At 57.5% G+C, this 21,736-nt stretch carries 16 protein-coding genes and 5 pseudogenes; 4 read left to right on the top strand and 17 right to left on the bottom strand.

Annotated elements, in window-relative coordinates; genetic code table 11:
* Positions 1-436: 436 nt before the first annotated feature.
* The 3 genes and pseudogenes from LRP30_RS31470 to LRP30_RS31460 all read right to left on the bottom strand — a co-directional run.
* Positions 437-709, bottom strand: a pseudogene (locus LRP30_RS31470) (IS30 family transposase); the annotation flags it as partial.
* Positions 710-809: 100 nt separating this feature from the next.
* On the bottom strand, positions 810-1,244 hold the full coding sequence (locus tag LRP30_RS31465; protein WP_249757313.1) for a hypothetical protein: 435 nt from the start codon (positions 1,242-1,244) through the stop codon (positions 810-812).
* Between the two features lie 617 nt (positions 1,245-1,861).
* Positions 1,862-2,078 (bottom strand): annotated as a pseudogene (locus LRP30_RS31460) (site-specific integrase); the annotation flags it as partial.
* Positions 2,079-2,757: 679 nt separating this feature from the next.
* Between LRP30_RS31460 and LRP30_RS31455 the strand changes: the two are divergent.
* Positions 2,758-5,229, top strand: coding sequence for an EAL domain-containing protein (locus tag LRP30_RS31455; protein WP_249757312.1), 2,472 nt, complete (start codon positions 2,758-2,760; stop codon positions 5,227-5,229).
* A 173-nt stretch (positions 5,230-5,402) separates the two neighbouring features.
* Here the strand turns inward: LRP30_RS31455 and LRP30_RS31450 are convergent.
* Positions 5,403-6,094, bottom strand: a pseudogene (locus LRP30_RS31450) (polysaccharide deacetylase family protein); the annotation flags it as partial.
* Between the two features lie 831 nt (positions 6,095-6,925).
* Here LRP30_RS31450 and LRP30_RS31445 point away from each other — a divergent pair.
* Positions 6,926-7,210 (top strand): hypothetical protein, encoded by a 285-nt coding sequence (locus LRP30_RS31445; protein WP_249757311.1) that lies wholly within the window; start codon positions 6,926-6,928, stop codon positions 7,208-7,210.
* A gap of 374 nt (positions 7,211-7,584) precedes the next feature.
* Here LRP30_RS31445 and LRP30_RS31440 read toward each other — a convergent pair whose 3' ends face one another.
* The 6 genes and pseudogenes from LRP30_RS31440 to LRP30_RS31415 form a co-directional block, all read right to left on the bottom strand.
* The gene (locus LRP30_RS31440; protein ID WP_249757310.1) at positions 7,585-8,274 is read right to left on the bottom strand and encodes a methyltransferase; all 690 of its coding nucleotides are present in this window, start codon (positions 8,272-8,274) and stop codon (positions 7,585-7,587) included.
* Positions 8,275-9,112: 838 nt separating this feature from the next.
* The gene (locus LRP30_RS31435) at positions 9,113-9,370 is read right to left on the bottom strand and encodes a DUF1330 domain-containing protein (protein WP_249761870.1); all 258 of its coding nucleotides are present in this window, start codon (positions 9,368-9,370) and stop codon (positions 9,113-9,115) included.
* Positions 9,350-9,493 (bottom strand): annotated as a pseudogene (locus LRP30_RS31430) (IS5/IS1182 family transposase); the annotation flags it as partial. The pseudogene LRP30_RS31430 and the gene LRP30_RS31435, both read right to left, overlap by 21 nt.
* A 314-nt stretch (positions 9,494-9,807) precedes the next feature.
* Complete coding sequence (locus LRP30_RS31425; protein WP_249757309.1) at positions 9,808-10,113, bottom strand: hypothetical protein; 306 nt, start codon at positions 10,111-10,113, stop codon at positions 9,808-9,810.
* A 13-nt stretch (positions 10,114-10,126) separates the two neighbouring features.
* Positions 10,127-10,369 (bottom strand): hypothetical protein, encoded by a 243-nt coding sequence (locus LRP30_RS31420; protein WP_249757308.1) that lies wholly within the window; start codon positions 10,367-10,369, stop codon positions 10,127-10,129.
* 470 nt (positions 10,370-10,839) lie between these two features.
* On the bottom strand, positions 10,840-11,130 hold the full coding sequence (locus LRP30_RS31415) for a hypothetical protein (RefSeq protein WP_249757307.1): 291 nt from the start codon (positions 11,128-11,130) through the stop codon (positions 10,840-10,842).
* 958 nt (positions 11,131-12,088) lie between these two features.
* Here LRP30_RS31415 and LRP30_RS31410 point away from each other — a divergent pair.
* Positions 12,089-12,337 (top strand): annotated as a pseudogene (locus LRP30_RS31410) (IS5/IS1182 family transposase); the annotation flags it as partial.
* A 132-nt stretch (positions 12,338-12,469) separates the two neighbouring features.
* Here the strand turns inward: LRP30_RS31410 and LRP30_RS31405 are convergent.
* The 7 genes from LRP30_RS31405 to LRP30_RS31375 form a co-directional block, all read right to left on the bottom strand.
* The gene (locus LRP30_RS31405; protein ID WP_249757306.1) at positions 12,470-13,384 is read right to left on the bottom strand and encodes a branched-chain amino acid transaminase; all 915 of its coding nucleotides are present in this window, start codon (positions 13,382-13,384) and stop codon (positions 12,470-12,472) included.
* A 38-nt stretch (positions 13,385-13,422) separates the two neighbouring features.
* The gene (locus tag LRP30_RS31400) at positions 13,423-14,538 is read right to left on the bottom strand and encodes a PLP-dependent aminotransferase family protein (protein WP_249757305.1); all 1,116 of its coding nucleotides are present in this window, start codon (positions 14,536-14,538) and stop codon (positions 13,423-13,425) included.
* Positions 14,539-14,999: 461 nt separating this feature from the next.
* Positions 15,000-15,788, bottom strand: a complete 789-nt coding sequence (locus LRP30_RS31395; protein ID WP_249757304.1) for a class I SAM-dependent methyltransferase — start codon at positions 15,786-15,788, stop codon at positions 15,000-15,002.
* Between the two features lie 118 nt (positions 15,789-15,906).
* A complete protein-coding gene (locus LRP30_RS31390) occupies positions 15,907-16,515 on the bottom strand; it encodes a CDP-alcohol phosphatidyltransferase family protein (RefSeq protein ID WP_249757303.1) in 609 nt (202 codons plus the stop codon).
* 7 nt (positions 16,516-16,522) lie between these two features.
* Positions 16,523-17,314 carry a phosphocholine cytidylyltransferase family protein gene (locus tag LRP30_RS31385; protein ID WP_249757302.1) on the bottom strand — a complete coding sequence of 264 codons (792 nt, stop codon included), beginning with the start codon at positions 17,312-17,314 and terminating at the stop codon, positions 16,523-16,525.
* A 124-nt stretch (positions 17,315-17,438) separates the two neighbouring features.
* Positions 17,439-18,263, bottom strand: coding sequence for a phosphoenolpyruvate mutase (aepX, locus tag LRP30_RS31380; RefSeq protein ID WP_249761869.1), 825 nt, complete (start codon positions 18,261-18,263; stop codon positions 17,439-17,441).
* 410 nt (positions 18,264-18,673) lie between these two features.
* Positions 18,674-18,904 carry a hypothetical protein gene (locus LRP30_RS31375; RefSeq protein WP_249757301.1) on the bottom strand — a complete coding sequence of 77 codons (231 nt, stop codon included), beginning with the start codon at positions 18,902-18,904 and terminating at the stop codon, positions 18,674-18,676.
* A 527-nt stretch (positions 18,905-19,431) separates the two neighbouring features.
* On the opposite strand from LRP30_RS31375, the gene LRP30_RS31370 reads away from it, so the two are divergent.
* A complete protein-coding gene (locus LRP30_RS31370; RefSeq protein WP_249757300.1) occupies positions 19,432-21,294 on the top strand; it encodes a trehalose-6-phosphate synthase in 1,863 nt (620 codons plus the stop codon).
* Positions 21,295-21,736 lie beyond the last annotated feature (442 nt).

Raw genomic sequence — 21,736 nt, 5'->3', positions numbered from 1 at the left:
CGAGCATGTCCTTTGTGGATGCCGAGGGTAAAATCCTGAGGGAGACGAAGGTCGTGAGCGAACCCCGACGCCTCAGTTGAATTGTTTGGGGCGCGCGGCTTTGCACTGGAGCAGCCAACTAAAGGCTAGGCCGCTGTCGCAATGGTTGCATGCGGGACTGAAAGGAGCAGGATTCGAAACGGTCCTGCTGGAAACCTGGCACGTAAATGGCCGCATTATCTGCGATGACGCTCAAGAGGGACCCACAAGGACGCGCGCACGGTCGCCCACATGGATTCGGATGGGATGGCTCCGGCCGGTACACGAAAGGTTGCTCGGTGTGCAAGAGATCCGCGCACTTGTAATCGCAAACACCTTCTCTAACGACCTGGATGTGGAATCCAATGGTGGCTTTGGGCTGAAGGTTGGTCCGGTGACGCGGAAGAGTTTCGAGCGTGGCTTCGTGGCTGATGCGCATCGTCTTGTCGTCCGGGAAGTCGATCGGCAAGCGTCGGGCAATCTGCTCGGGACTCCATGCCTTGGCCCATCGTCGATCCTTTCGCCGGCCCTGCCGGCGGCCGTTCCACCGAACTGTGGGGCCAGCAATACAAGCTCCGCTCGGGGCTACAACACTGCGGGCAAGTCTCTCCTCCACATAAGTGCGCACGGCTGCGTTGGGCGCAAGCTTAGTCGGCTTGGGCCGGCGGGCAGATCGGTCTGCATGCCATTGGCGGCACGGGACTCGGTCCGCCGACATTGCGGTTTTCGATCGTACGGTCGAGAGCAGCGAGGTTACCTGTGATGCACTATATGATTTGCGATGATGATTGCTAAACTGACTTTCGATCGTCGTTCATGGCGTTCAGCCAATTTTCGACGCTATCGAATGTTTGGATGCCTTGTCGAATGACGTTGCCCTTCGGGTCGAGGATAACACCGGGATTGAGACTTCTCTCAATTCCGCTTGCGGTGATCGGCGTTGGTTCATCCGTTCCGTTGCAGCGCCATGCGATAATTGGTTCGCGTCCTAGTTCAACCAACACGCCGTTGTCTTCGGCCGCGTAGATGTATTCAAATCCCGGAAAGGCCGGAATGAGTTGAGCGAACTCATCAGCAACTTCAAAGATGTCACCAGTGACGGTCTCGGCGGTGCCGTCCATCAGATGCACCGTCGATTGCTCAGCCCCGTGTTCGTTTTTGTTGGCACGCCTAACCCTAACGACGTGGCGCGGATTAATAAACGTATCCAAATTCTTGCCGAACATTCTCTTTTCCTTCTGCCTTCATTGAATTGATGGTGGCTACGGTAGAGGCATCTGATTCGTGCCAATTGTATAGGTTCGGTGTCTGTTAAGACATTATCAGAACTGCGGTCGCCGCTACTACACCGGAACTGGCTCTTTCATCGCTTCGATGTACTTTTTCGATGTCGGTGGCAACGTATGCAACGCGGCGCGGCCGAAGTTTCGCCTTTCGCGAAAAAAGTCGGGTTGTTCTGCGCGTATCGGCGCAGCGTAGCATCACCGATTGAGAGCCGTTCACAGACTTGAGCAGGCGTGAGAAGCGACGGCACCGTGTTGGCGTAGGCAGCCAGGGCAATTGAACGCACCGGCATGGCGCGCAGAAGGTGGAGGGACATAGCTCTCGATCCTTAGTGGCGGCTTCTGATGGGCAACACCGTTCACCTCGTTGCGGCGCGCGCGCAAGGCGTTGAAAACGGGCACTGCACAGATGCACGTTTTTGCACGAAAGTATCCAAGGCTTTCCACAGATTGATGGCTCCGTCCGATCGGCGGAACGTTCACTCACCAAAAGAAGGCCCGGCGCGATGGCCGGGCTTAGATGCTGATGATGCTTGCGGTGATCAAACGATCAAGCGCGCTCATTTTTCTCGATAAGCCTGTGGGTCGCCCAACAAATAGTTGCACCATTGCTGCATTAGATCACGGCGGCGGTCGAATGCGTCACCGCGTCGGTATGCTCGCTCAGCCTTGTTTCTAATGGTGTGCGCGAGCGCCATTTCGGCAATAGCGTCAGGATGCAAGGTTGTCTCCGTCGGTCCAGTCTCGAAACGACGATCTAAATCCGTGAACGGTAAAGCCGTCTCGCATTCCCGCAACATCTCAAGCATCGCCGTGAGCGACCCCACTCAGGCTCCTTAACCAGGCCAGGGCGACAGACGCGTTATTGACTGCGGATCGCTTTGGTGGAAGGCTGTACAGTCAAGCGATAAAGCACGAGGTGAGCCGCTCCGAGCTCCTCGATCAGTGTGCCGCAAGCAGGGGATGCCGCGTTTAGACGTAAGCTCAAGACGGCGAAAGCCAGCACCGCATTCCGAGCACGTCAAATCGTTCTTTTTCATGCGTGGCCTCCTCGCGCTGGCAACCGTCACATTTCTTTAACATGCGCTTAGTTAGCGCGCATCTCCCTGGGGCGGCCTTTCACACACAATCAACATTGTGGTCGCACAAATCGGACATCCGATAAAAAATTTCGAGCGAAACTGACGCCGCTCCTTCGTAGAATGCGTGACGCTCAAATCATCAGCTACGAAGCTTCTCGTCGTCATCGTGGCACTGGCAAACGATTTTCGTCGAATTGTGCCTTATCGTCGCAGAGTTTCTGCGTTGTGAGGCGCGAAAGACGATCGGGCCTGATGTTCCAGGCAAGGCCATCGATCAGCAGGGCTAGAGCGCGACCGTCGCGTCTTTTAAGAGCTAATTAAGCCAAGCTGGATTTTATGCCGCCCGGCAGGAAGCTTAGGTCAGTGGGCGTTTGATGAGTGCTGCTAACAGGCAATCCGTGGAATCAGATACCAGGCTGCTCAATGACATGCCGATCCTGCGGCGCAAGTGGCAAGCTGCGCTCGAGCCCGGCGAAACGCTTCCCCGCTACGAAAATGTGCTGCTGGGGAGCCTCGGGCGGCTTGCCGATCATCTTGTGCTGCTCAGGTGTGACAATGGCGCGTTTACTGTTTCGGGCACTGGCCGTTATGTGCAGAACTGGTTGGGCGATGCCCGCTGGGACATTCCGCTTGATGCGTTGCGTCCAGACTGCGCGACAGCCCTCACCGGGGCGGCCTCGAATGCGATTGCAAACAACCATCCCTATCTCGCAACCGCTCATTGCGTGCAAGCCGGCATGGTACGGACCTACGACGTGCTGGCGCTGCCGACCTTATCGCGTTGGGCCGGTACGCTGGTCGGCGTCTATGTCAACGAGCGCGCTACAGAATACAATTTGATCGATGCAATCTTTTGCAAGACCGACGACGGCGTTATTGCGCTCTCAACCGTTCGCGATTCCGCAGGCAGGCCATTTGATTTTCAAGTTGTGCACCACAATCAGGCAGCCGCAAGGCTCCTCGGTGTGGAAGAGGGCAGCTTGTTGTGGCAGCGGCTCGGCAATTCAGACCATCCGCTTTGTTCGGAAGAGGTGATGGAGCGGTTGGGCGCCGCGGTCGCGAATGAATTCGGTGACCAGTTCGAGCTCGAATACGGTGATCAGAGCCTGCGCTTGCGCCTCAGTGTCTTCGGAGACATCGTGTCCGTGGTCATTTCCGACGTTACGTCGTTCAAGCGCCGGGATGCCTCGTTCAGGTTGCTGTTCGACAGCAATCCGATGCCTATGTGGGCGTTAGATGCCGAGACAATGGACTTCGTGAGGGTTAATGACGCGGCAGTGCAGCACTATGGCTATGCTCGCGAGACGTTCCTGCGAATGAAGGTTCAGGAGATCTGGCCAGACGACGAGCGGGTCAGCTATACGCGGACGCTGCGAGAAGCGGGCGACATCTCTCAGTCCGAACATCCCTGGCGCCATGTCAGGGCTGATGGCACTGAGATTTCTGCGCTGACCTTTGGGCGGCGCCTCATGATCGAGGGACGCGAGGGCTATCTGGTTGTGGTGGTCGACATCACCGAACGGCGCAAGGCCGAGGCCCGCATCGCCCATATGGCACTTCACGACGGGTTGACCAACCTCGCCAACCGCGCACTCCACCAGAGGTGGCTCGGAGAGGCACTCGAAAGCGCCAATGCAGCCGGCAACCGCGTCGCGGTGCTGTGTATCGACCTCGACCTCTTCAAGAACGTCAACGATTCGTTCGGCCACCTGATCGGCGATCACCTGCTCGAGCAAGTGGCCGACCGGCTGCGGTCCAGGGTGGCCGGCAACAATCTGGCGGCACGGCTCGGCGGCGACGAATTTTCGATCATTCTCACGGATGATACTTCGCCGGCGCATGTGAGCCAATTCGCAGGCGACCTGATCAGAACATTGAGTGCGCCATACGAGATTGACGATAACGAGGTCATTATCGGTGCCTCGGTCGGAATCGCGCTGTCACCAGGCGACGGCGCGAGCAGCGCCGAGTTGATGCGTAACGCCGATATCGCGCTCTATCGCGCCAAAGAGGATGGCCGCGGAACGCATCGCTTTTTCGAGCGGGAGATGGATCAGCAGGTGCAGCGACGGCGCGAGATGGAGCTTGATTTGCGCCGCGCCTTTGCCAGCAACGAGTTCGAGCTGTACTATCAGCCGCTGGTCGAGATCGCGAGCGACAAGATCTCAGGTTTTGAAGCGCTTCTGCGCTGGCCGCATCCAGGGAAGGGCATGATCTCGCCGGCCGAATTCATTCCCCTCGCGGAGGAAATCGGGCTGATCGGCCCCCTCGGAGAATGGGTGCTGCGCGAAGCCTGTAACGAGGCGGTAAAGTGGCCCTTGGAGATCAAGGTCGCGGTCAACCTGTCGCCAGTGCAATTCCGTAGCCGCAATCTGGTTCAGGTGGTGATTTCAGCGCTGGCGAATTCCGGCTTGGCCCCGAAGCGGCTTGAGCTTGAAATCACCGAATCGGTGTTTCTGGCGGAGACGGAGCCAAATCTTGCGATCCTGCACCAGCTCCGCGAGCTCGGCGTCTCCATATCGCTGGATGACTTTGGAACGGGCTATTCGAGCCTCAGCTACTTGCGCAGCTTTCCCTTCGACAAGATCAAGATTGATCGCTCCTTTGTCAAGGATCTGGCGAAACGCTCCGATTGCGGGGCCATCGTGCGGGCGATCTCGGGCCTCGGCCGGAGCCTCAAGATCACGACGACAGCGGAAGGGGTGGAGACCACGGAGCAGCTCGATTGGCTTCGGGCCGAGGGTTGCAACGAGGTACAAGGATTCTTGTTCAGCGGCGCCAGGCCAGCCGCCGAAGTGGGGCAGCTCTTGTTTCGCTTTGGCGCAAGGGCGTCCAGGGCGGCATGATCGCCGTCCCGCAGGAACAGCTTCGTCACGTTGAGGCTTCGCAAATCAACCCGATCAGGCCACGAGGTCGCCCGTAGCCGTCTCTGCCCCCAAGAGGTGATCTCCGACACTTCTCGCGCGCCTTCACTGCGGGAGGCGTGGTGCCAAGACGTCAAGGGGGCTTCAGCGCTCTTGGCGGCAGCCGGCACCAGATGCACGATCCGATACCCGTTCTGATGCAGGTAGCGCAGGGCATCATGCAGCAGATGCCCCTACCAGCGGCCTGAGCCGCTCGATCAGGATTGTGAGCTCCTGCTCTGGAGTTATGTTCTCCCAATCGCTCGCCCAAAGGTCAGCTCCGAATACGACAATTCCGCGCGCCTGCAAGAGATCGAGCGTCGCAGGTGTCGCGTCGAAGTAGGGGAACCGGAAGAACGGTGTCGAGGGCATTTTGGTGGACACACCGTTGAGCCCCATTTCGACCGCGGCGATACCGCGCTCGATGTCCTCTTTCGCCTGCTCGAACGAGATTTTCGACATCATCGGATGCGACCAGCTGTGGTGCGCTGCAGTGTGCCCCTGGGCGGCCATACGCGGCACGAGTTCGGGAAATTCCGCCGAGGACCGGCCGACCAGAAAGAACGTGGCTCGCACGCATTCCTGTGCGAGCGCAGCCAGCACCTTATCCGTGTTCGGTGACCGCGGTCCGTCATCGAAGGTGAGGACGACTTCATAGTCCGCCAGAGGAAGCGTCTCTAGAAAGTTCTTCAGCCCCACGCGCGGGAAAGAGCGCCGCATCGACAGCGAGCACCCGCGCCGTGCCGAGTGCATCCCGCCGATTGCAGCTAGAGGCGTCTGGCACGGCAGTACCGGCGAGCAACGCCAGCCCGGCGACAGCCGATGCAAAAAGCTAATCTAGGCAGGCGCAACTCTGTCATTGCGCGTTAATGCGACCTCGATCGGTTGGTGAGCCCCGTGGGCTCAGCATACTATCTGATCGGCATCGCGGATTTCGGCGCATCGAGGCTATGTCGTGCGCAAAAAGGTCGTCGCACGGCCGTTATCCGCTCGAACCGCTCCCGCTGCCTGACTTGCTTGAGCTGGGGTCGGCGGCTTAGCTCGGACAATCGCTGCTGTTCGTCTGCCGTGAGATCAGTGCACCCCGCGTCTGCAGCACGCGCGGCCGCGTGTCAGCGGGTACGACGGCGTACCCCTTGGCTGTTCCGGGCATTCAAACTCTGATGATCTTCACTGCCGCGACGTGTATTTCCAGATCGGCTTGTGAGAGGCCGGAACGGCCCGGATAACACCCGAGCTGACGAGTGAACCGCAGATGTCTCACGTGGCTCCTCGAGCAACGCAGCAGTTGAGCAGCTTCGCTTTCCGTCCACATCTGCGAATTCGGTTTGATTCTGCGCTTCATCGCGCGATTCAAACACGGTGCATCTTTTGTGTGTCGATATAACTAATGACTAAATACGTGTTATACAAAACAATACAACTTAAACGTTGACATGGCCGAATGGCATTTCCTATTGTCGCGATGAGGTCCATAAAACCTCGTACGGCAGGCGTAATAGTTTTTCCCAAAAGTCGGGAGTCCTCGCGCGTATGTCCAGTGGCGCAAGCCTAAAGGCGCGAGGGAGCGCCTGTCGTTGCTAATTTCTGGCTCCGCACAACTATCTCGATCTCAGAAAGATCCACGGAGAATACGACAGTGAAAGCGGTAACAAAACAGAAGGCGGACAGAGCTTGCGCCAAAGAGTTGATGATTTTGGCGCGGGTCGAAAAGGATCTCGAAAATGCACGCGGCTCCGGAGCGGTTGAAGACGTCTTCCTTGGGCTTGAGGAAATCTACTCGATGCACATGCACACCGAGCATCAAAGCGTTCGAGCAAGATGCGAAGCCATCTTGCGCGCCGGCAGTTTGCCGAAGGTCCAGCTGACGATCGTAGAGCGCTCTACGCATTTGAGCAACGCGGCCGGCAAAGCCGGCATCTGATGGCCCCGGAGTGCTCCTAAAAGGTGGTAATAACTTGTGCGAGACCTGATCATCGAAGCCTTTGACAGCGTCATCCGCCGCGAGATCGCGGAAGGGACGACGTTCGCAAGGAAATCGCCCAGCGCGGCGCCTATTGGGCCGGCGTCGAGATATGGAAGCTGCGCCGCCAAGTCGCCGCGCTGCAAGCGTATCGCCGAGCTTGAACAAACCGACGCGTGATCTCAGCGGACCGCGATGGCGTCTTCACCGCTTGCGCAGCGTGCAAGGGCTGCAATCACCGAGATTGATCTCGGGGCGGTTCGACAACTGCCGGGTTGTCATGAGGTTATTCAATCCGATCGACCGGCCTCCCTTGAGTGACGGCAGAAGAGGCTTCACCGAACCGTGAGCTCCCAGATGATACGAATGTGCCCCCCTTCAATCGATGGTCGGAAAACATGCATGTTTCTAACGCGCAGCTTACTGTCATCGATCACGTTCAGGACGCGCCCAATATCTCCCTGATCAGAAAAGACGACATACATTAGGCCATCAGACTTGAGCCAATTATGCGCTCCGCCGAGAGCTGCGGCCATGGCGCTGTGACCTTCGTCAAAGCAAGAACGCTCCAGGTCGTCCTTTGCTTTTCGGTTCCAGTACGGGGCGGCAAACAGAATAAGGTCGAACTTTTCTTTAGGCCGTAGCGCAGAATAAATGTCACTGAGGCGCACTTCTGCGTGATCGGAATAGCCTAACCGCTCGATGTTTGTCTTTGTGGTGAGAACGGCTTGCGGATTAATGTCGAGAGCCACCAGGCGTTCCGCCCCAGCGCGGAGTGCCGCCAGCCCCAGCACGCCTGATCCGCATCCTAGATCCAATATTGTCGCTCCAGATTGGATGTGCCACTTCGATATCAAGGCGTCGGGAGCGTGACTCAGGCGTGGCGACAGAACGCCAGGGAGAATGTGCAACAGCATACCGCACACTTCCACATCGTGCGGGTGTTCGCACGACCGGAGGTCAGCGATCATTGCGTCTACATCGGACATTTGGCGCCGCGGCGATACGGCGAGGGGTGCAGTCATTTCAACTCTCTAGTTCGCGGCGCGCGCTTTGCCTGATCGTCGTCCCATCCGATCAATGGATCGCCCTATTGGGCGAGTACGGTACCTGTCGCACGCTCGGTACTCTGTACAGGGTCCGTTTTAGAGACGCTGCGAGCATGGTTTTCCCATCCTGTCTGAATGCGCGTCGCGCCTTCGCTGACTATCGTCGCCTCCTGCAACGGCCGTGCCATCGGCATTCAAAGCGCGCTTGGCTTCTGATTTTCCTTGAAGAACGGCTGCCGGCAGGCTCTGGCGTGTTCTGTCGCTCCAGCGAGCGTGTCGGCGCCGGTGTCGCAAACCCAACACCGTATGACCGAGTTGGTCTACGAATGGCTTCGTGTCGGAGCTATTCTCACGGCAGGTTCGACCATAAATCAGAAGTTGCGATCTTCATTGAAAACTGACGTTTCGACGAAAGCTCGTCGTGAACGGGCAAGACTTCGCTCAATTCGCGGTTTTGATGCCGCCCCAAATGACTATCTAGCTGATCTAAGGTGTCAAATGGCTTGCAAATTTGGCTCTGACGCTAAGTTTGGTGCAGCGCCGACTATTCTGCACCGATTGGCCTAGACTGAAGCAGATCTATTTTACCGCGGCCGTGCATTCGTACATTTGACGTCGGACGAGCTTGAGACGCGTGATCTGACCTTCAGTCTGGCCGTTGGACCAGGGTGAAGTGATTGCCGGCGTACCGCCGCCCCTCATCCTTCGCGACTTCGCTGGCAAACCAGGCAACGAGATTGGCACGGGCGCGCTCGATCCATGGGAGGCGCCCCTCGGCGTGGGCCAACGCCGAAAGGGCGCGCGGGAGAGGCGATCAGTCCGTCGGCTGCGGTCCGTCGTAGCCTTCGATTACGATGATGTCGATGTCTACGGCGCCCGCGCGCAATGCCTTCGTCGTGGCATATTCGGGCGACCGGTAGCAGGCGAGCGCGGTCGCATAATACTTGAACTCAAGCACTATGTTGCGGCCGCGCGCCTTGCCTTCCACCGCCTCGAATGTGCCGCCGCACACCAGAAATTTCGCGCCGTATTTGCGAAGCACCTCCTGGAGGGCGACGCCGTAGAGCGCCATTTCGGCTGCCACTTTCGGGAGCGTTTTGGTCAGGAAGTGTGTCGCTCCCATGCGGTTGGTGCCGAACTTATGCTCGACTGTTTCGCGACGCTGACGCATGGCGTGTGGGTTTGCATCAAGGCGAGCCGAAAGGTCAGTTTCGGGCTTGGCTCTGGAACGGCGAAGATCCCATGGACGAGCTCAACCGCCGGATCGCCGCAGCCATGCAACTACGGCCTGCGCGAGGCGGATATCCGTGGGCGGCTGTGGCTGGACAGCGGTCAGCATATGGAGGTTATTCTCGGGCCACGCGGGGGCGAGCTCAGGTGGTGGAAGAGAACGCCACCGCTATGGTCGATGCGCTTCGGCAGAGCCAAATCGATACTCTCGTAATTGACCCGTTGATAAGCTCGCACCGTGTGAACGAGACCTGAGGGCGGGAGTTTTCTCAGTGACCGTCAATCTCGCGCATAAGCAGGTAGGGCCGCAGCACCGCCGCCGCCTGCTTGTTCCGAGACTTCGGTCGTTTGCTTGCCGGGCCGGCCGTCGATGATCGGCGAGTAGGCCGCCGCCTGCCGCATGACCGCGTGAAGGTACCGCAGCTCGTTGTCGGTCACGCGCCGGTTGAAGTAGAAGCAAAGCATCTTCTCATTTTCGGCATCGCGGCCGGCGGCGGGGCAGCGCAGCGGCTCCTGTTTCGCGCCGCTGACAAGCCGCAGTGTGGGCCGCGAGTGCGGTGTTTCGGTCTTGGGGGTGTCTGGCACGAGACGGGCTCTCTCAACGCGTGGGCGGGGCTACCGGCGGGGTTTTGGGCAGGCGGCAGGCGCGCTTCTCCGCATCTACAGCGATCGCTGAGAGCGTTTCGTTCTGATCAATGAGCAGAGAGATCGCCTTCGTCGACCAGTCCTCGTAGGTCAGCGTGCCGGAGTTCCACAAGAAGACAAGCGCGCGGGCGACCGCGTTATGGCGCGATAGTTCCTGCAGTTTGCGGTAAAGCTCGGCGTTCATTTGCTCGGGCATGCTCTTCTCTTGGTCGAGGCCGTGTCGGTGGTTATCAGTCGACGCTAAGCTCGAGCGCGCAATGCCTCGAGCCTGTTGCCGCCATCGCGCCAGTGGTCCCGATCTTTCGTGATGTCGCGCTCGGCCCGCTCGGCGACCGACACGCGCTCACGGAGGGGCTTTTAACATCGCAACCGGTGCGATAATCGGCGCCGATGGGCCACCTTGTGCCGTCTTTCTGCTTAATCAGCCGAGGGTTAACAAACCCAGGCGCGAGCAGAGCGGAGGCGACTGCGACATAACCTCTAGAGAGATCCGATAATGCAGCAGCCCGGCGAGCGGCGGCAAAAGTTAGCGCCATAGCCGACCAGAAGGTCTTTAGCACCGTCGCGAATCTGGCGGACCCCGTGTGGCTCGCTCTCTTGCTGTCCCAAATCCTCGTCCCGATCACGCTTCGACTTCAGCTCGTCACCGGCTGAAATCGGCGTTCTTCACGGACGACGAGCTCGTCCGGGGGGCAGGTTGGCCCGGGCCCTTGCATTGGTGAGCGAACCAAATCGCTTCGCGAAATAGTAGGCGCTGGGCGTGACGCCATTCTGGTCCAGCAGGGTCGCCGACATGTAGCCGTTCTGCTCCTCAAGATGACGCAAGGCCTGGAGTAGACTCACGTCACTCCAGTGAACGCCCTGATAGTATTCATCGCAGCCCGCGGCCTTTCTCCGCTTCCACATCCGCCGCTGGATCTGGCTACGGGGCAGGACAGGAATGCCGGCCTGCTTCATTGCTTCGCCCACAGAACCGAAGTCGCGGCGTACCAAGTGTTGGACGGCAAGTCGGGCGAGCCATCTATGAGGCGGGTCGTAATCTCTCCGTGCTCATCATAGATCTTCAGCAGTCCGGCCATTATTTCTTTCTTGCTCCAATGCCGCGCATTGATGCAAACGGAGGAGTAGTCGGTGGCGAGTACCCCACCGCCTCATATGCCCCGTATAGGGAGCCGAAATAGCTGATGATCGTTTCTGTTGATGGCACCTCTTTACTGCTGCTCACCAGCGCATGCGAAAGATAACCCTCCCGTTCGAGCAACTGTCTTAAGGCCTTGATTGCGCGCTTCCTCTACATCCGAAAAATTCGCCTAACAACGGCGAGCTCTTCCGGTGGTCCTGGGATGACGACGAGAACCCCAGGCGAAGATTCGGGGAGCGACTGCGACCTTCCCCCGCGCCGAGGCCTTCCCCTCAAAGGCCAACCGGCCGACGCGCCGGATTTGACCAGAACGATCTGAAGTTGCTTCGAAAGGCGATCAAGGCGAAGGACAACAAGCGCATAGCCGAACTGACGGCAAAGATTGGCAGGCCTAAGTTCGAAGAACACTAGGGTGACTAGTATCCAGCTCATGGCAAAAAAGTTAGAGACCAGCAAACTTTCCTCAAGGCGACCGTTGGCCGCTCCCCCACGTCCGAAGAGAACTCGAAATCCTGAACACGAACTGCACATACGAGGAGGCAAAATACCGCTCTCAGGAGAGAGCTAGAATCAGAAGCGCTGCAAACCGGATCAAGGAACGCCTCCCGGAAGCTTGGCCCGCATTTGACGTGCGTTGGGATCTCTCGCCAACAAACTTCTATCGCGTATTTGACGGGGCGAATCCTGATAGTGTTGAGGAGAATGAATGTGCGGTCATCCCAGATGTCCCGCTGGCGAATATCGATGCAGCTTTTACCCCGGAGGGGCAAATACGTCCGACTTGCAGGAAAACTGCCGTCTCACCCGAAGCCCCGTCAATGCTGCCTGCTGATGGCGGACGCCGACTGGGTCAGAGAGCTTGCCATCAAAAGAGGAGCGTGGGCGAACGAAAAACAATCGCTGCAATCCGAGTTGCTTTAGCCCGTATCTGTACCGTGCTCGCAATCCGATCGAGCGCTTCGTCAACAGGGTCGCAGCAAATTACGTGCTTTCGTTCAGCTCGCCTCGATTAGGCTATCGCTTCGCCTTAATGAGGCCGCGTCCTGGGATCGGTATTGCGGCAGTTCGTGGGTTGGATTACTCGATAATTTGACGACGATGACTAAATGACTACGGCTAGGGGCTAAGCTGAGGTTGCCTTTCGTATCAATGTCTTCAAAAGACGGGAGTTCGCCATGACTCGTACGCGGTGTTCGTTCCGGTGACGATCGCTCGGTAGATCTCGATCAGCTGCCGGGTGATCGCTCCAGGTTGACCATTCCCCACCACCATACGGTCGATCGACGTCACCGGAGTTATTTCGGCGCCAGTCCCGCAGTAGAACACCTCCTGGGCGAGGATAAGTTCCGTCCGATCGACATCGCGCTCGACAGTATCTAGGCCGATATATTCACGTGCTAGTTGAATAACGGTCTGGCGTGTGATCGATTCCAGTATGTCGTTGGTTCCGCTAGGCGTGACCAACTGACCGTCGCGAACCATAAATACGCACATCGCTGGCGCCTCAGCCAGCTTTCCTCTTGAATTGAGGAGAAACGCGATGTCGTATCCATCGAGTTGGGCCTGCATCACGGCCAACCGTGCGTTGTGATAGTTTGCATTGCATTTGATGCGGGCGGGCATGACGTTGTCCGGCATGCGCATCCAAGAACTGATCTGAGCAGAAGCGCCGTCGACGGATTGTCTAGTGGCCTCGCGAGGCAAGGCCGTAATCGCGGTCCCTACGGGTCCTTTTGCCACTAACTCGCCAAGCCCATCAACGAAAGCCATCATGCGAATATGCACGGTCGTGCGAAATGAATTCGCACGGCATAGGTGGATGAGTGCCTCGACCAGCTTATCACTGGAGATCGGCTGATCGAACCTCATTGCCCTCTGCGAGAAGGCATATCGCTCGAGGTGCTCTGCAACACGAAAGAGGTACAATTGTTGGACGTTCTCGTTCCAATAGCCACGTATTCCTTCGAAAACACCAATGCCATACTTCGCCACGGGCGAGAATACATGCACCCTGGCGTCATCCCATGGGATAATTCGGCCGTTGAGATACGCAAATTCTGGCGCCAACATCTATGCTTACCGATCGTGAGTTGCCATGATCCGCGAGTTTAAGTCCGACTGAGGAGTAAGGTCGCTAGAACACTCAGTCCACGTCGGAGGTCCTCGTGGGTTGACGGAGCGATCAGCGATGCTCTGATGTTCTGCTCGACGTTGGTGCCAGGTGTCGCAAACACTCGCGGATGTCTCAGGATTACGCCCTTCGTGCGAGCAGCTTGGATGAATGGCTCTGCTGTCCAGGGAGATGGCAAGTCGATCCAGACGTGCAAGGACGATTTGTTCGTGCGCATCATCCCTAGATGCCCAAGCATCTCCTGGGCAATGTCTTGCCGGGCTGCGATCTCCTTGGAAATCTGTCCGACAATATGACTCGCGGCACCACTTTCAATCAGGTGAGTGATAATGGCCGCAGATAACCCAGGTACAAACCAACTCGAGACGCTTGGTATTGGTCGAAGAAGATCGGCAAGACCGTCGTCCGACGGCGCAATAAGGTACGCAGTCCTCAATCCGATGCCCAAGCATTTTGAGACGCTCATCAGGTACCAAGTGAGATCAGGAGCGATCGAAGCGAGTGGAGGGGGCGCGTTGTTGGCTATAAGGCCATGTACGTCATCTTCGATAATGGGAAGAGCGTACTTACGGGCAACTCGAACGACCTTCTGTCTGCGTTCAAGCGACATCATTGAAGTCGTCGGATTGTGACCTGTCGGATTAATATAAACGGCCGCAAGATTATGAGCTTTGCACAATGACTCAAGAGAATCGTCACGCATGCCGTCTTCGTCTATGTCAACAGGCAGAACGCTAATCCGCCCCAGCATTGCGAGTTGGCCAATCGCTGCATAAGTTAGCTTTTCCGCGGCAATCGCGGCTCCCTGGGAAGCTAGTCGCGAGAACAGGACCATTAGCGTGTTCTGAGTGCCACCTGTCATCAGTAAGCGCGTAGGATTAGGGGGCGCGCCGAGCCGGTTGCTCAGCCAATCGGCACCAGCCTGTTTGTCACGTGGACTCCCGTGGAAGCGATGGCGTTGTATTATGCTAACAAGGTCCGGCGCGCGCGCCACCGCAGTGAGGCTTCTTTCGACAACTTCGCGGAAAGCTGGCACTTGAGGAGCCCATGTCCGCGTCATATCAATCGGTGCCGTTGTTTCACCACCAGACATTTCAATTCTCCTCGGGCGACCGATACCGCATTACATCAAAGCTGTGGCTGTTGGCCGGTTCTCCGCGGCAAAGGATAGAAGCAAGGTCCGGGATGCGACTTCTCACTATTCGGTTGATTGTGGTATCGACGGTTCCGCTTCGGCCACTGGTCAGCTGCAGTTTCTGTGACCGGAAGCAGGCTTTAAGCCTAATCAGGGCTCTCGGATTTAACTGGGCGGTCGATGACCCCGGCCAGAGCCGCGGGCAGTGACCAACCTCATCAGCAAAAGCATGGGGCATCGTTTCGCCACTAGGAGCTGCTGCATAGAAGTCGTTCTGCCGCTCAGAATCGGCTATCATCGCGAGCCGCGAAAGAGCAACATCGGCGATCAAGGGTGCACCTCGGGGGATTGAAACTCAGCACAATCTAAGCTCCGCAGGATCCGATTGCGTGAAGAACAATTTCCGCTGCATTCCTCCCTTAGTTGCGGCCGGCGTATAAGATATCTAAATGGCATCTTTCAATAAACGTATCAGCCGGCGACAGTTGGTGGAGTAGAGAGCGCAATTGTTCGTCGAATTCATCTCTTCTCTGGGTTAGTACACCTGGACAGGCCTTTGATGTGGAATACATATATTGGACGAGTTTCTCGGAAGTCCACGATACCATGTAAGGGATGTGGCTCCCTGTGATGTTAGAAAACGTCGATTGGCGCAGAACAGCTTCGTGGTCCAGACGCAATTTACGGCGCTTATCGCCACGTCCGGCCGGAAAATAGCCTCCCCACCAGGTGTGGACGAATTCCCAAACCCTGTTCCACCAATCACTCGGTGCGGTTTCGTCGCGGACCCTTGTGATGATCGCTACCTTGCCGGACGATAGCAGGCGACGATCAAGCGTCTCCAGAACGAGCGAGCGGTCCATCCAGTGAAAGGCACTTGCGATCGTCGCCCCTTGGTAGCCGGTCAAGCCCGAATCCATCTCCTCGGCGGTGCTTTCAATCACCGAAATGTTGAGGAGGCCGCGTTCGGATGAAAGTCGGTCGGCCTCGCCCAGCATGGCGCGATTTGGATCGACGCAGTCCACATGTTTCACGCTGGGAGCAATTCCAATTCCGATCTGTCCAGTACCACATCCAAGATCAAGGACGCGACTTTCAGGTGTTAGAGAAAGATGGTCGCTAAGCGATCTGAAGAGTTCGTGCGGGTACTCAGGTTGATAGCGAGCATAGTAGAACGCTGCTCCCTCAAAGATGCTGCTTGCTAACATCCGGCTCTCCTTTCGGCTGCTTAAACGCCCCAAATCGGCGTCTGACGCCTCTCGGCCAGCTAAATCTGGGATGAATTTGCGAAGATCTAGAGCTCCGTACCGACTTGCGCCACGCTTGTTAGCTTAGACCTCGTAATCCCAGAGCCGATGAAGCGGTGACGGCAAATATTGAGATTGCGACGTACATGGTCATATTCGGCGCCGGGACGCGAATCGGCGCAACGTGTAGGCCTGCGAGTAGGACGAAAGTGCTGAGCGTGAAGTGTACGAAGAACTCATCTGAAACCAACGGTCGAGCAAGGAAAATGATCGCCATCACAGGAATGTCGTATGATAGTGGGAGCCCTAGAAAACGGCCATCGCGTAAGCGGCCGAAGTTGGCAAAGTAGCTGAGCCTAATTGCTCCCGCTGCGAGCAGAGTGGTCCCGGTGACTAGGGCAAAAACCGAGGCTCCGCTGAGTTGGATTAGGATTGCCGCGGGCAAGACGGCTCCGTACATGATGTCAGCAAACCCGTCGAGGCTCTTTCCCATCTTGGCAACATCTGGGTGGCGATGTTTCGTGTGAGCTGCCACTATCCCGTCGAGGTGGTCGGACAGGACAGCCCAAAGTGCTGTCGCTATCGACAGTTCGAGGCGATTGGATAGGGCAAGAAACAGGCTGACGGACGAAAAGAGAAGGCCGACAGTTGTTATGGCGTTCGCCGGATCCCAGAGATACTTGAGCATCGAGATTTCACCTTTTGCGAGGCATGCCGCGACCTTGCACTCCACGGAAAAGTCGCTCTGCGATTTGCAGATCTTCAGCGGTGTCGATTTCGTACCATCTGACGTGGTCGCACCGCGTCGTGGCGAGCTGCAGGCCGCGCAGTTCCACAAGGTAGGAAAGAAGCTCCTCAGTGTAGGCCTGGATCGCTCCAGACCCTATGAGTTGGTCCAGCGCTGGAACGATAGTCGCCTTGAGGGTTCGCGCTGAAAGCCGCAATAGGTTCATCGTTTTGAAAAGCCGTGGTCCATTCGCTGCCAGGTTTGCTCCGGTTTGTCTCATACGGAACTCGGAGATGAGGCCGCTATCCGTCAGCAGGACTGCCGAGCCTTCCATCAATCTTTCGAAGGGAACGATTGCTGCCACATCGGTCACCGGGCTGTGCAGCAGATGTCGCAGCGCGTTCTCTTCGAAGAACACATCGCCCTCGAGGAGAAAGCAATCTCCGGAAAGTAGCGCGGCACGCGCGAGCCACAGCGAATAGGCGCTCCCGGTAAGGTCGAAGGCCGATGATTCTACATAGTTGATCACAAGGGTGCCAAAGCGATCCCCGCACGCATATTGAATGGCGTGCTTGCGATAACCGACCACGAGCGTCACTTCTTCGACGCCGACAGCTTCCAGATTTTGGAGGGCGTTGAACAGAATCGGGGTACCGTTGACTTCGACCAAGGGCTTCGGTCGGAGGTCCGTCAGCGGTCGAAGGCGAGAGCCGACGCCGGCGGCGAGAATGATTGCTTTCTTGGGACCATTCATAGTCATTTGATTGCCGCCGCCGCCGAGGAATATGCGGTTTGTCCTAAACGTTAGTCTATTCGACGCACATCTAGCAGTAGTTAGGGGCAGTAAGCGTTGACCTCGCCCTGGACTTGCACCGGGAATGACCCTACTGCTGCAGCTTGTTAGGATGGAGGTACTGCGCTTCAGCGTCGGCGAGTTCATCGTAGCTGAACAGTTCAAATATATCTTCGAGGGGGGCAATATCGGGCTCGATGGTTGCGACGTTCTCTTCAGCGAAGATGCGGCCGCAGACCCGACGCATTGCGGCGACCGCCGCTCGCATGGAGTGATTGGCCCAAATGACCGTCGAGATGTCGGCGCGACGATACTCGCAGGTCGGTGTCCGATAGTATTTCGTTGGAACGATCACGACCGGCAATTTGTTCTGCCAAGCATCTGCGAACGAAAGGATTTCGTCTGCGGAGCTGCTTCGCGAGTGAATTAGGATCGCATCGGCTCCGGCTTCCCGGTATGCGTGGGCCCGTTCGATTGCTTCGTGCATTCCGTGTCCGGCGATTAGTGCTTCGATCCGAGCCACAAGGACGAGCTCGTTCGCAACCCTGTCCTTCACGGCGCGCAAGCGTCCACAGAATTCGTCAACATCCGCCAGGGGGTGACGGTTGCCAACAAAGGAGTTTAGCTTCGGAAAGCAGCTGTCTTCCAGCGCAATGCCCGCCGCCCCTCGCTCGCACAGTTTACGAGCCAGCAGGCGAGCATTGTTGAAGTTCCCGAAACCGCCGTCCCCATCGACGAGCACGGGCAGTTGACTCGAATCTACGATGCGCTCGACCGCGTCAACAAGTTGGCTCCACGACGCTTCGTTGGCGTCACGATAGCCCAGAGAGCAGGCAATCGATAGACCTGAGGCCCAAAGACCCTTGAAACCTGCGCGCTGGGCGATCGCAGCCGAGAGGCCATCATGTGCTTCCATCAGGAAGGAGAGTTCGGTGCTGGAGCAGACCTCTCTGCGCAGCGTATCAGCACGGGAAAAATTAACTTCTTGTCCACTGCCGAGAAGAGAATTTGCGTGATCTTGCATGCAGACTCCGGGCTCGCCGATCGGTCTGTGTTCACGCCAACTGACATGCTTCTAACAACTCGATCAATTGCTAGAACTGATAGGTGACACGGGAAGAAAAAGCGCTGCATTTCGCTATGGATGCGAGTCGGCGGTTAAGGCGGATTGCTCCTGACCTGTGCTTAAGGTCTAACCCCGTACTAGCGTATTGCATGGACGCGAGCGGCGGTGTGGCAAGCCCGCATTGGGCTGAGGTCGTTTTAGGCCAATCTCCGGCTCGCCCCTTCAAGGATATCTGTTTGCGAAATCTGGCGCTACGGCGCTCATGGGCTGGTGCGAATCTCCAGTTCAATCTCACGCGTGACCTCGATGATGCTCTCTGGATGGCCCCCATTCTCGAACAGCGCATATTTCAGGGCTTGGGTGCGGTTGACAAACAGGCCGCCAAAGGAGCCCCCTTGTTCAAGGGCGACCCAGTAACCGGCCCGATTCCTGCCAACAAGAACGGTCCGTGTGGCGGAGCCACGCGAAGTGGACTCGAGGAGCGGAGTCATCGTGTCCCCTCGTGGAACGACGGCTGAGGCTCATGTGACGAAGTCCATAGCGGAGGCATGCCAACTCGCATCACGAACAGTTGCTGAATTGTCAGGCGACTTTCTAGGATAGAGTGACATCAACCTCGTTTTCGCCAGGGTCCACACAGGCTATGGCGCTAGGCGTATGCCGCGCACCGAGCTCGCAATGAATACGACGAATGCGAGCGAGCTTCTCCTACCAGTTCTGGCAAAATGCGAGATTCGCGAGAATGCCCGGCCCGAGCGGGCTAGCGATAAAAGGCAAGGAAAGGCGTTCGAAATGCACTTCGCAGCAATAAGAGAGGTCTCCGCCGATCTAGCTTGCATCGCTAACGGTCGGCTTCGTAATGTTCGAACAACTTACCCTGAGCTCTGCAGGGCCGTGCGCCGTCCGGATAAGTTCAGCGGCTTGTGAGATGGCGGCCTACCATCCTGGCGAAGTGGAGATATCTCGGGGCTAATCTGCGACTGCACCAAACGTAAACATCGTCAAACGGAGTTGCGAGATGGTTCGAATCCAAGACACGCTCGATACGGCAACGTTAGACTCCGACAGCACATCAGCCGCCCCTGGGCAAGATGAAACCATAGGTCAAGCGGCCTTTGACCAGCACCTGGACGACAGACCGCAAGAGCAACAAGCTAGTGCAGGTCCTTCCGATCCTAGTGTATCGGGCGAGGTGGAGGATCGCTTTAATGCCGTCAACCGGCAACCCGATTTGAAGCTTGTCATCATTTCGAACCGCGTTGCACCCTTCGACCCCAATAAACCCCAGACCGGCGGGCTCGCCGCAGCTCTCGAGCCGGTGGTGGAACGTTCCGGCGCGGTTTGGATAGGCTCTTCGGAGACCCGCGGCGACGGGATCGAGCGGCCCCTGCCACTGGTGCCGACTGGTGCAGGCCACGTCGCCAGGCTCGATCTGCCGGCCGCGGACCATCCTGGCTACTATCGAGGTTATTCGAATTCAACGCTGTGGCCAGCATTGCACTCCCTGCCGAACCGGATGTCGGGCTCGGAAGAGGATTATGGCAGCTATCGAAGGATCAACGACTTCATCGCGCGCGCGGCTTTCGACGTACGAGATCGGGACGCATTCTGGGTGCATGATTATCATCTGCTCCCGCTTGGGGCCGATCTGCATGACCTCGGCATTGAGCGGCCAACCGGCTTTTTTCTCCATACGCCGTGGCCCACGCCCGACATGATAGAGTGCGTACCCAACCATCGCGAACTGATGAAATCGATGCTGAAGTACGATCTGCTCGGCTTTCAGACGAACCGGGATCTGAACAATTTCCTGGCCTGCCTGCGAACCCATTTCGGGCTGGAGAGCGAGGATGGCGTTGTGACCACGGAACGTGGCCAGATCCGACTTCAAAAGTTCCCAATCGGTATCGATCCCGAGCAGTTCGCAGCGTATCTTGCGGCAGACCTCTCTCCTGCAGAGCAAGAAAAAGTCTCGTCATTATTGCAAAACTTCCAAGGCGCCAAGTTTGCCATCGGCGTAGACCGGCTCGACTACACGAAAGGCATCGATAAACGGGTCGAAGCGTTCAATGAGCTTTTAACGAAAGAGCCGCAGAGCATCTCGCTGTTGCAGATCGCCCCATCCTCACGCGCCGACGTCGAAGAGTATCAGAAATACAAGGAGGACGTGGAGAATGCGATTAACCACGTCAATGCCGATCATGGCACAGACGAGTGGAGGCCGATCCACTACACGAACGATTCGTTCAGCCAGGCTGCGCTCGCGCGTCTTTACCGCGCGGCAAAGATAGGTGTCGTCACGCCGCTGCGGGACGGCATGAATCTGGTCGCGAAAGAATATGTCGCTGCACAAGATCCGCAGGATCCGGGCGTTCTGGTGTTATCGAAGTTTGCGGGGGCGGCTGAAGACTTCAACGACGATGAGGCGCTGCTGGTGGATCCAAACGATCCCAAAGAGATCGCAGACGCTATTTCAGAAGCGGCCAACATGCCGCTTGAGGAGCGCGTCAAGCGCTGGCGGTCGATGATGGATAAGATTCAATCCTATACCATCCACGACTGGTCGGCGGACTACGTCCGGGAACTGGACAGAAGCCGTGTCACTGTTCCGGCTGATCAGTGCCTCCATCTCGGTCGCGGCTGGACCAACGAGGCTCACATGCCGCTGTACCGGAACCATGCCGAGGCGCTGGCCACCTATAACGAGATCGACCCCACGGATGTCGCCCTAAACGAGGCTGCCTATGCAGACGAGAAGAAGGCCTATGAGGCGTTAGAGGCCCGACTGATGCATACACAGCGCAGACTCTGGGATCTGCCGATACCCACAGCTTCGCTCAGCGGTCGTCCCGAACAAGAGCCCGGTGCCGGGGAGGACTGAGCAGGCGAGGAGCACGGCACGGCAGATGACGCTGTTCTGCAGCAGCACAGAGAAACAATCCAGATCTTTAGCGCTGACGCGGCTCTTGCAGGTTGCGCAAGCCTGGATGATGACGGGGAATTTTGAACGAGCTGCATCAACGTATCACGCCAGCGATCTATAATGGAACGGGAGCAATGCAGCGAACCATTGATCCGTATCCGTAAACGACGCTTCTGACCAGCGAGCTTTGGTCGTTCCGCGGAAAGTGGCGGCTGCTTGTTGCAGGAGGGCCGCAACAGCACCGTTAGAACAGTAGCAGCATGGCTCGCGCTCGCCGAGCGCCTGCCAAGCTGATCCGCCAGCAGCGGGCATTCTCGATCGACAATCTCGCGCCTTCGTCCTTCGCGTGGTACGCCTTCGATGAAGGATCACGGGCTCGTGCGCCCGTTGCCGCGGTAGA

The sequence above is a fragment of the Bradyrhizobium sp. C-145 genome (assembly GCF_023375135.1).
GTDB lineage: Bacteria > Pseudomonadota > Alphaproteobacteria > Rhizobiales > Xanthobacteraceae > Bradyrhizobium > Bradyrhizobium zhanjiangense.
Note: the sequence above shows the minus strand (reverse complement) of the source record. Positions and strands in the feature narration are given on the sequence as shown.

Coding starts and splice junctions, on each gene's coding strand:
- LRP30_RS31465 (WP_249757313.1), bottom strand. CDS start 1,244: ATGTTCGGCAAGAATTTGGATACGTTTATTAATCCGCGCCACGTCGTT.
- LRP30_RS31400 (WP_249757305.1), bottom strand. CDS start 14,538: ATGTCTGGTGGTGAAACAACGGCACCGATTGATATGACGCGGACATGG.
- LRP30_RS31390 (WP_249757303.1), bottom strand. CDS start 16,515: ATGCTCAAGTATCTCTGGGATCCGGCGAACGCCATAACAACTGTCGGC.
- LRP30_RS31370 (WP_249757300.1), top strand. CDS start 19,432: ATGGTTCGAATCCAAGACACGCTCGATACGGCAACGTTAGACTCCGAC.
- LRP30_RS31415 (WP_249757307.1), bottom strand. CDS start 11,130: ATGAAGCAGGCCGGCATTCCTGTCCTGCCCCGTAGCCAGATCCAGCGG.
- LRP30_RS31405 (WP_249757306.1), bottom strand. CDS start 13,384: ATGTTGGCGCCAGAATTTGCGTATCTCAACGGCCGAATTATCCCATGG.
- LRP30_RS31375 (WP_249757301.1), bottom strand. CDS start 18,904: ATGACTCCGCTCCTCGAGTCCACTTCGCGTGGCTCCGCCACACGGACC.
- aepX (WP_249761869.1), bottom strand. CDS start 18,263: ATGGAAGCACATGATGGCCTCTCGGCTGCGATCGCCCAGCGCGCAGGT.
- LRP30_RS31455 (WP_249757312.1), top strand. CDS start 2,758: ATGAGTGCTGCTAACAGGCAATCCGTGGAATCAGATACCAGGCTGCTC.
- LRP30_RS31440 (WP_249757310.1), bottom strand. CDS start 8,274: ATGACTGCACCCCTCGCCGTATCGCCGCGGCGCCAAATGTCCGATGTA.
- LRP30_RS31385 (WP_249757302.1), bottom strand. CDS start 17,314: ATGACTATGAATGGTCCCAAGAAAGCAATCATTCTCGCCGCCGGCGTC.
- LRP30_RS31435 (WP_249761870.1), bottom strand. CDS start 9,370: ATGGCGCTCTACGGCGTCGCCCTCCAGGAGGTGCTTCGCAAATACGGC.
- LRP30_RS31395 (WP_249757304.1), bottom strand. CDS start 15,788: ATGTTAGCAAGCAGCATCTTTGAGGGAGCAGCGTTCTACTATGCTCGC.
- LRP30_RS31420 (WP_249757308.1), bottom strand. CDS start 10,369: ATGCCCGAGCAAATGAACGCCGAGCTTTACCGCAAACTGCAGGAACTA.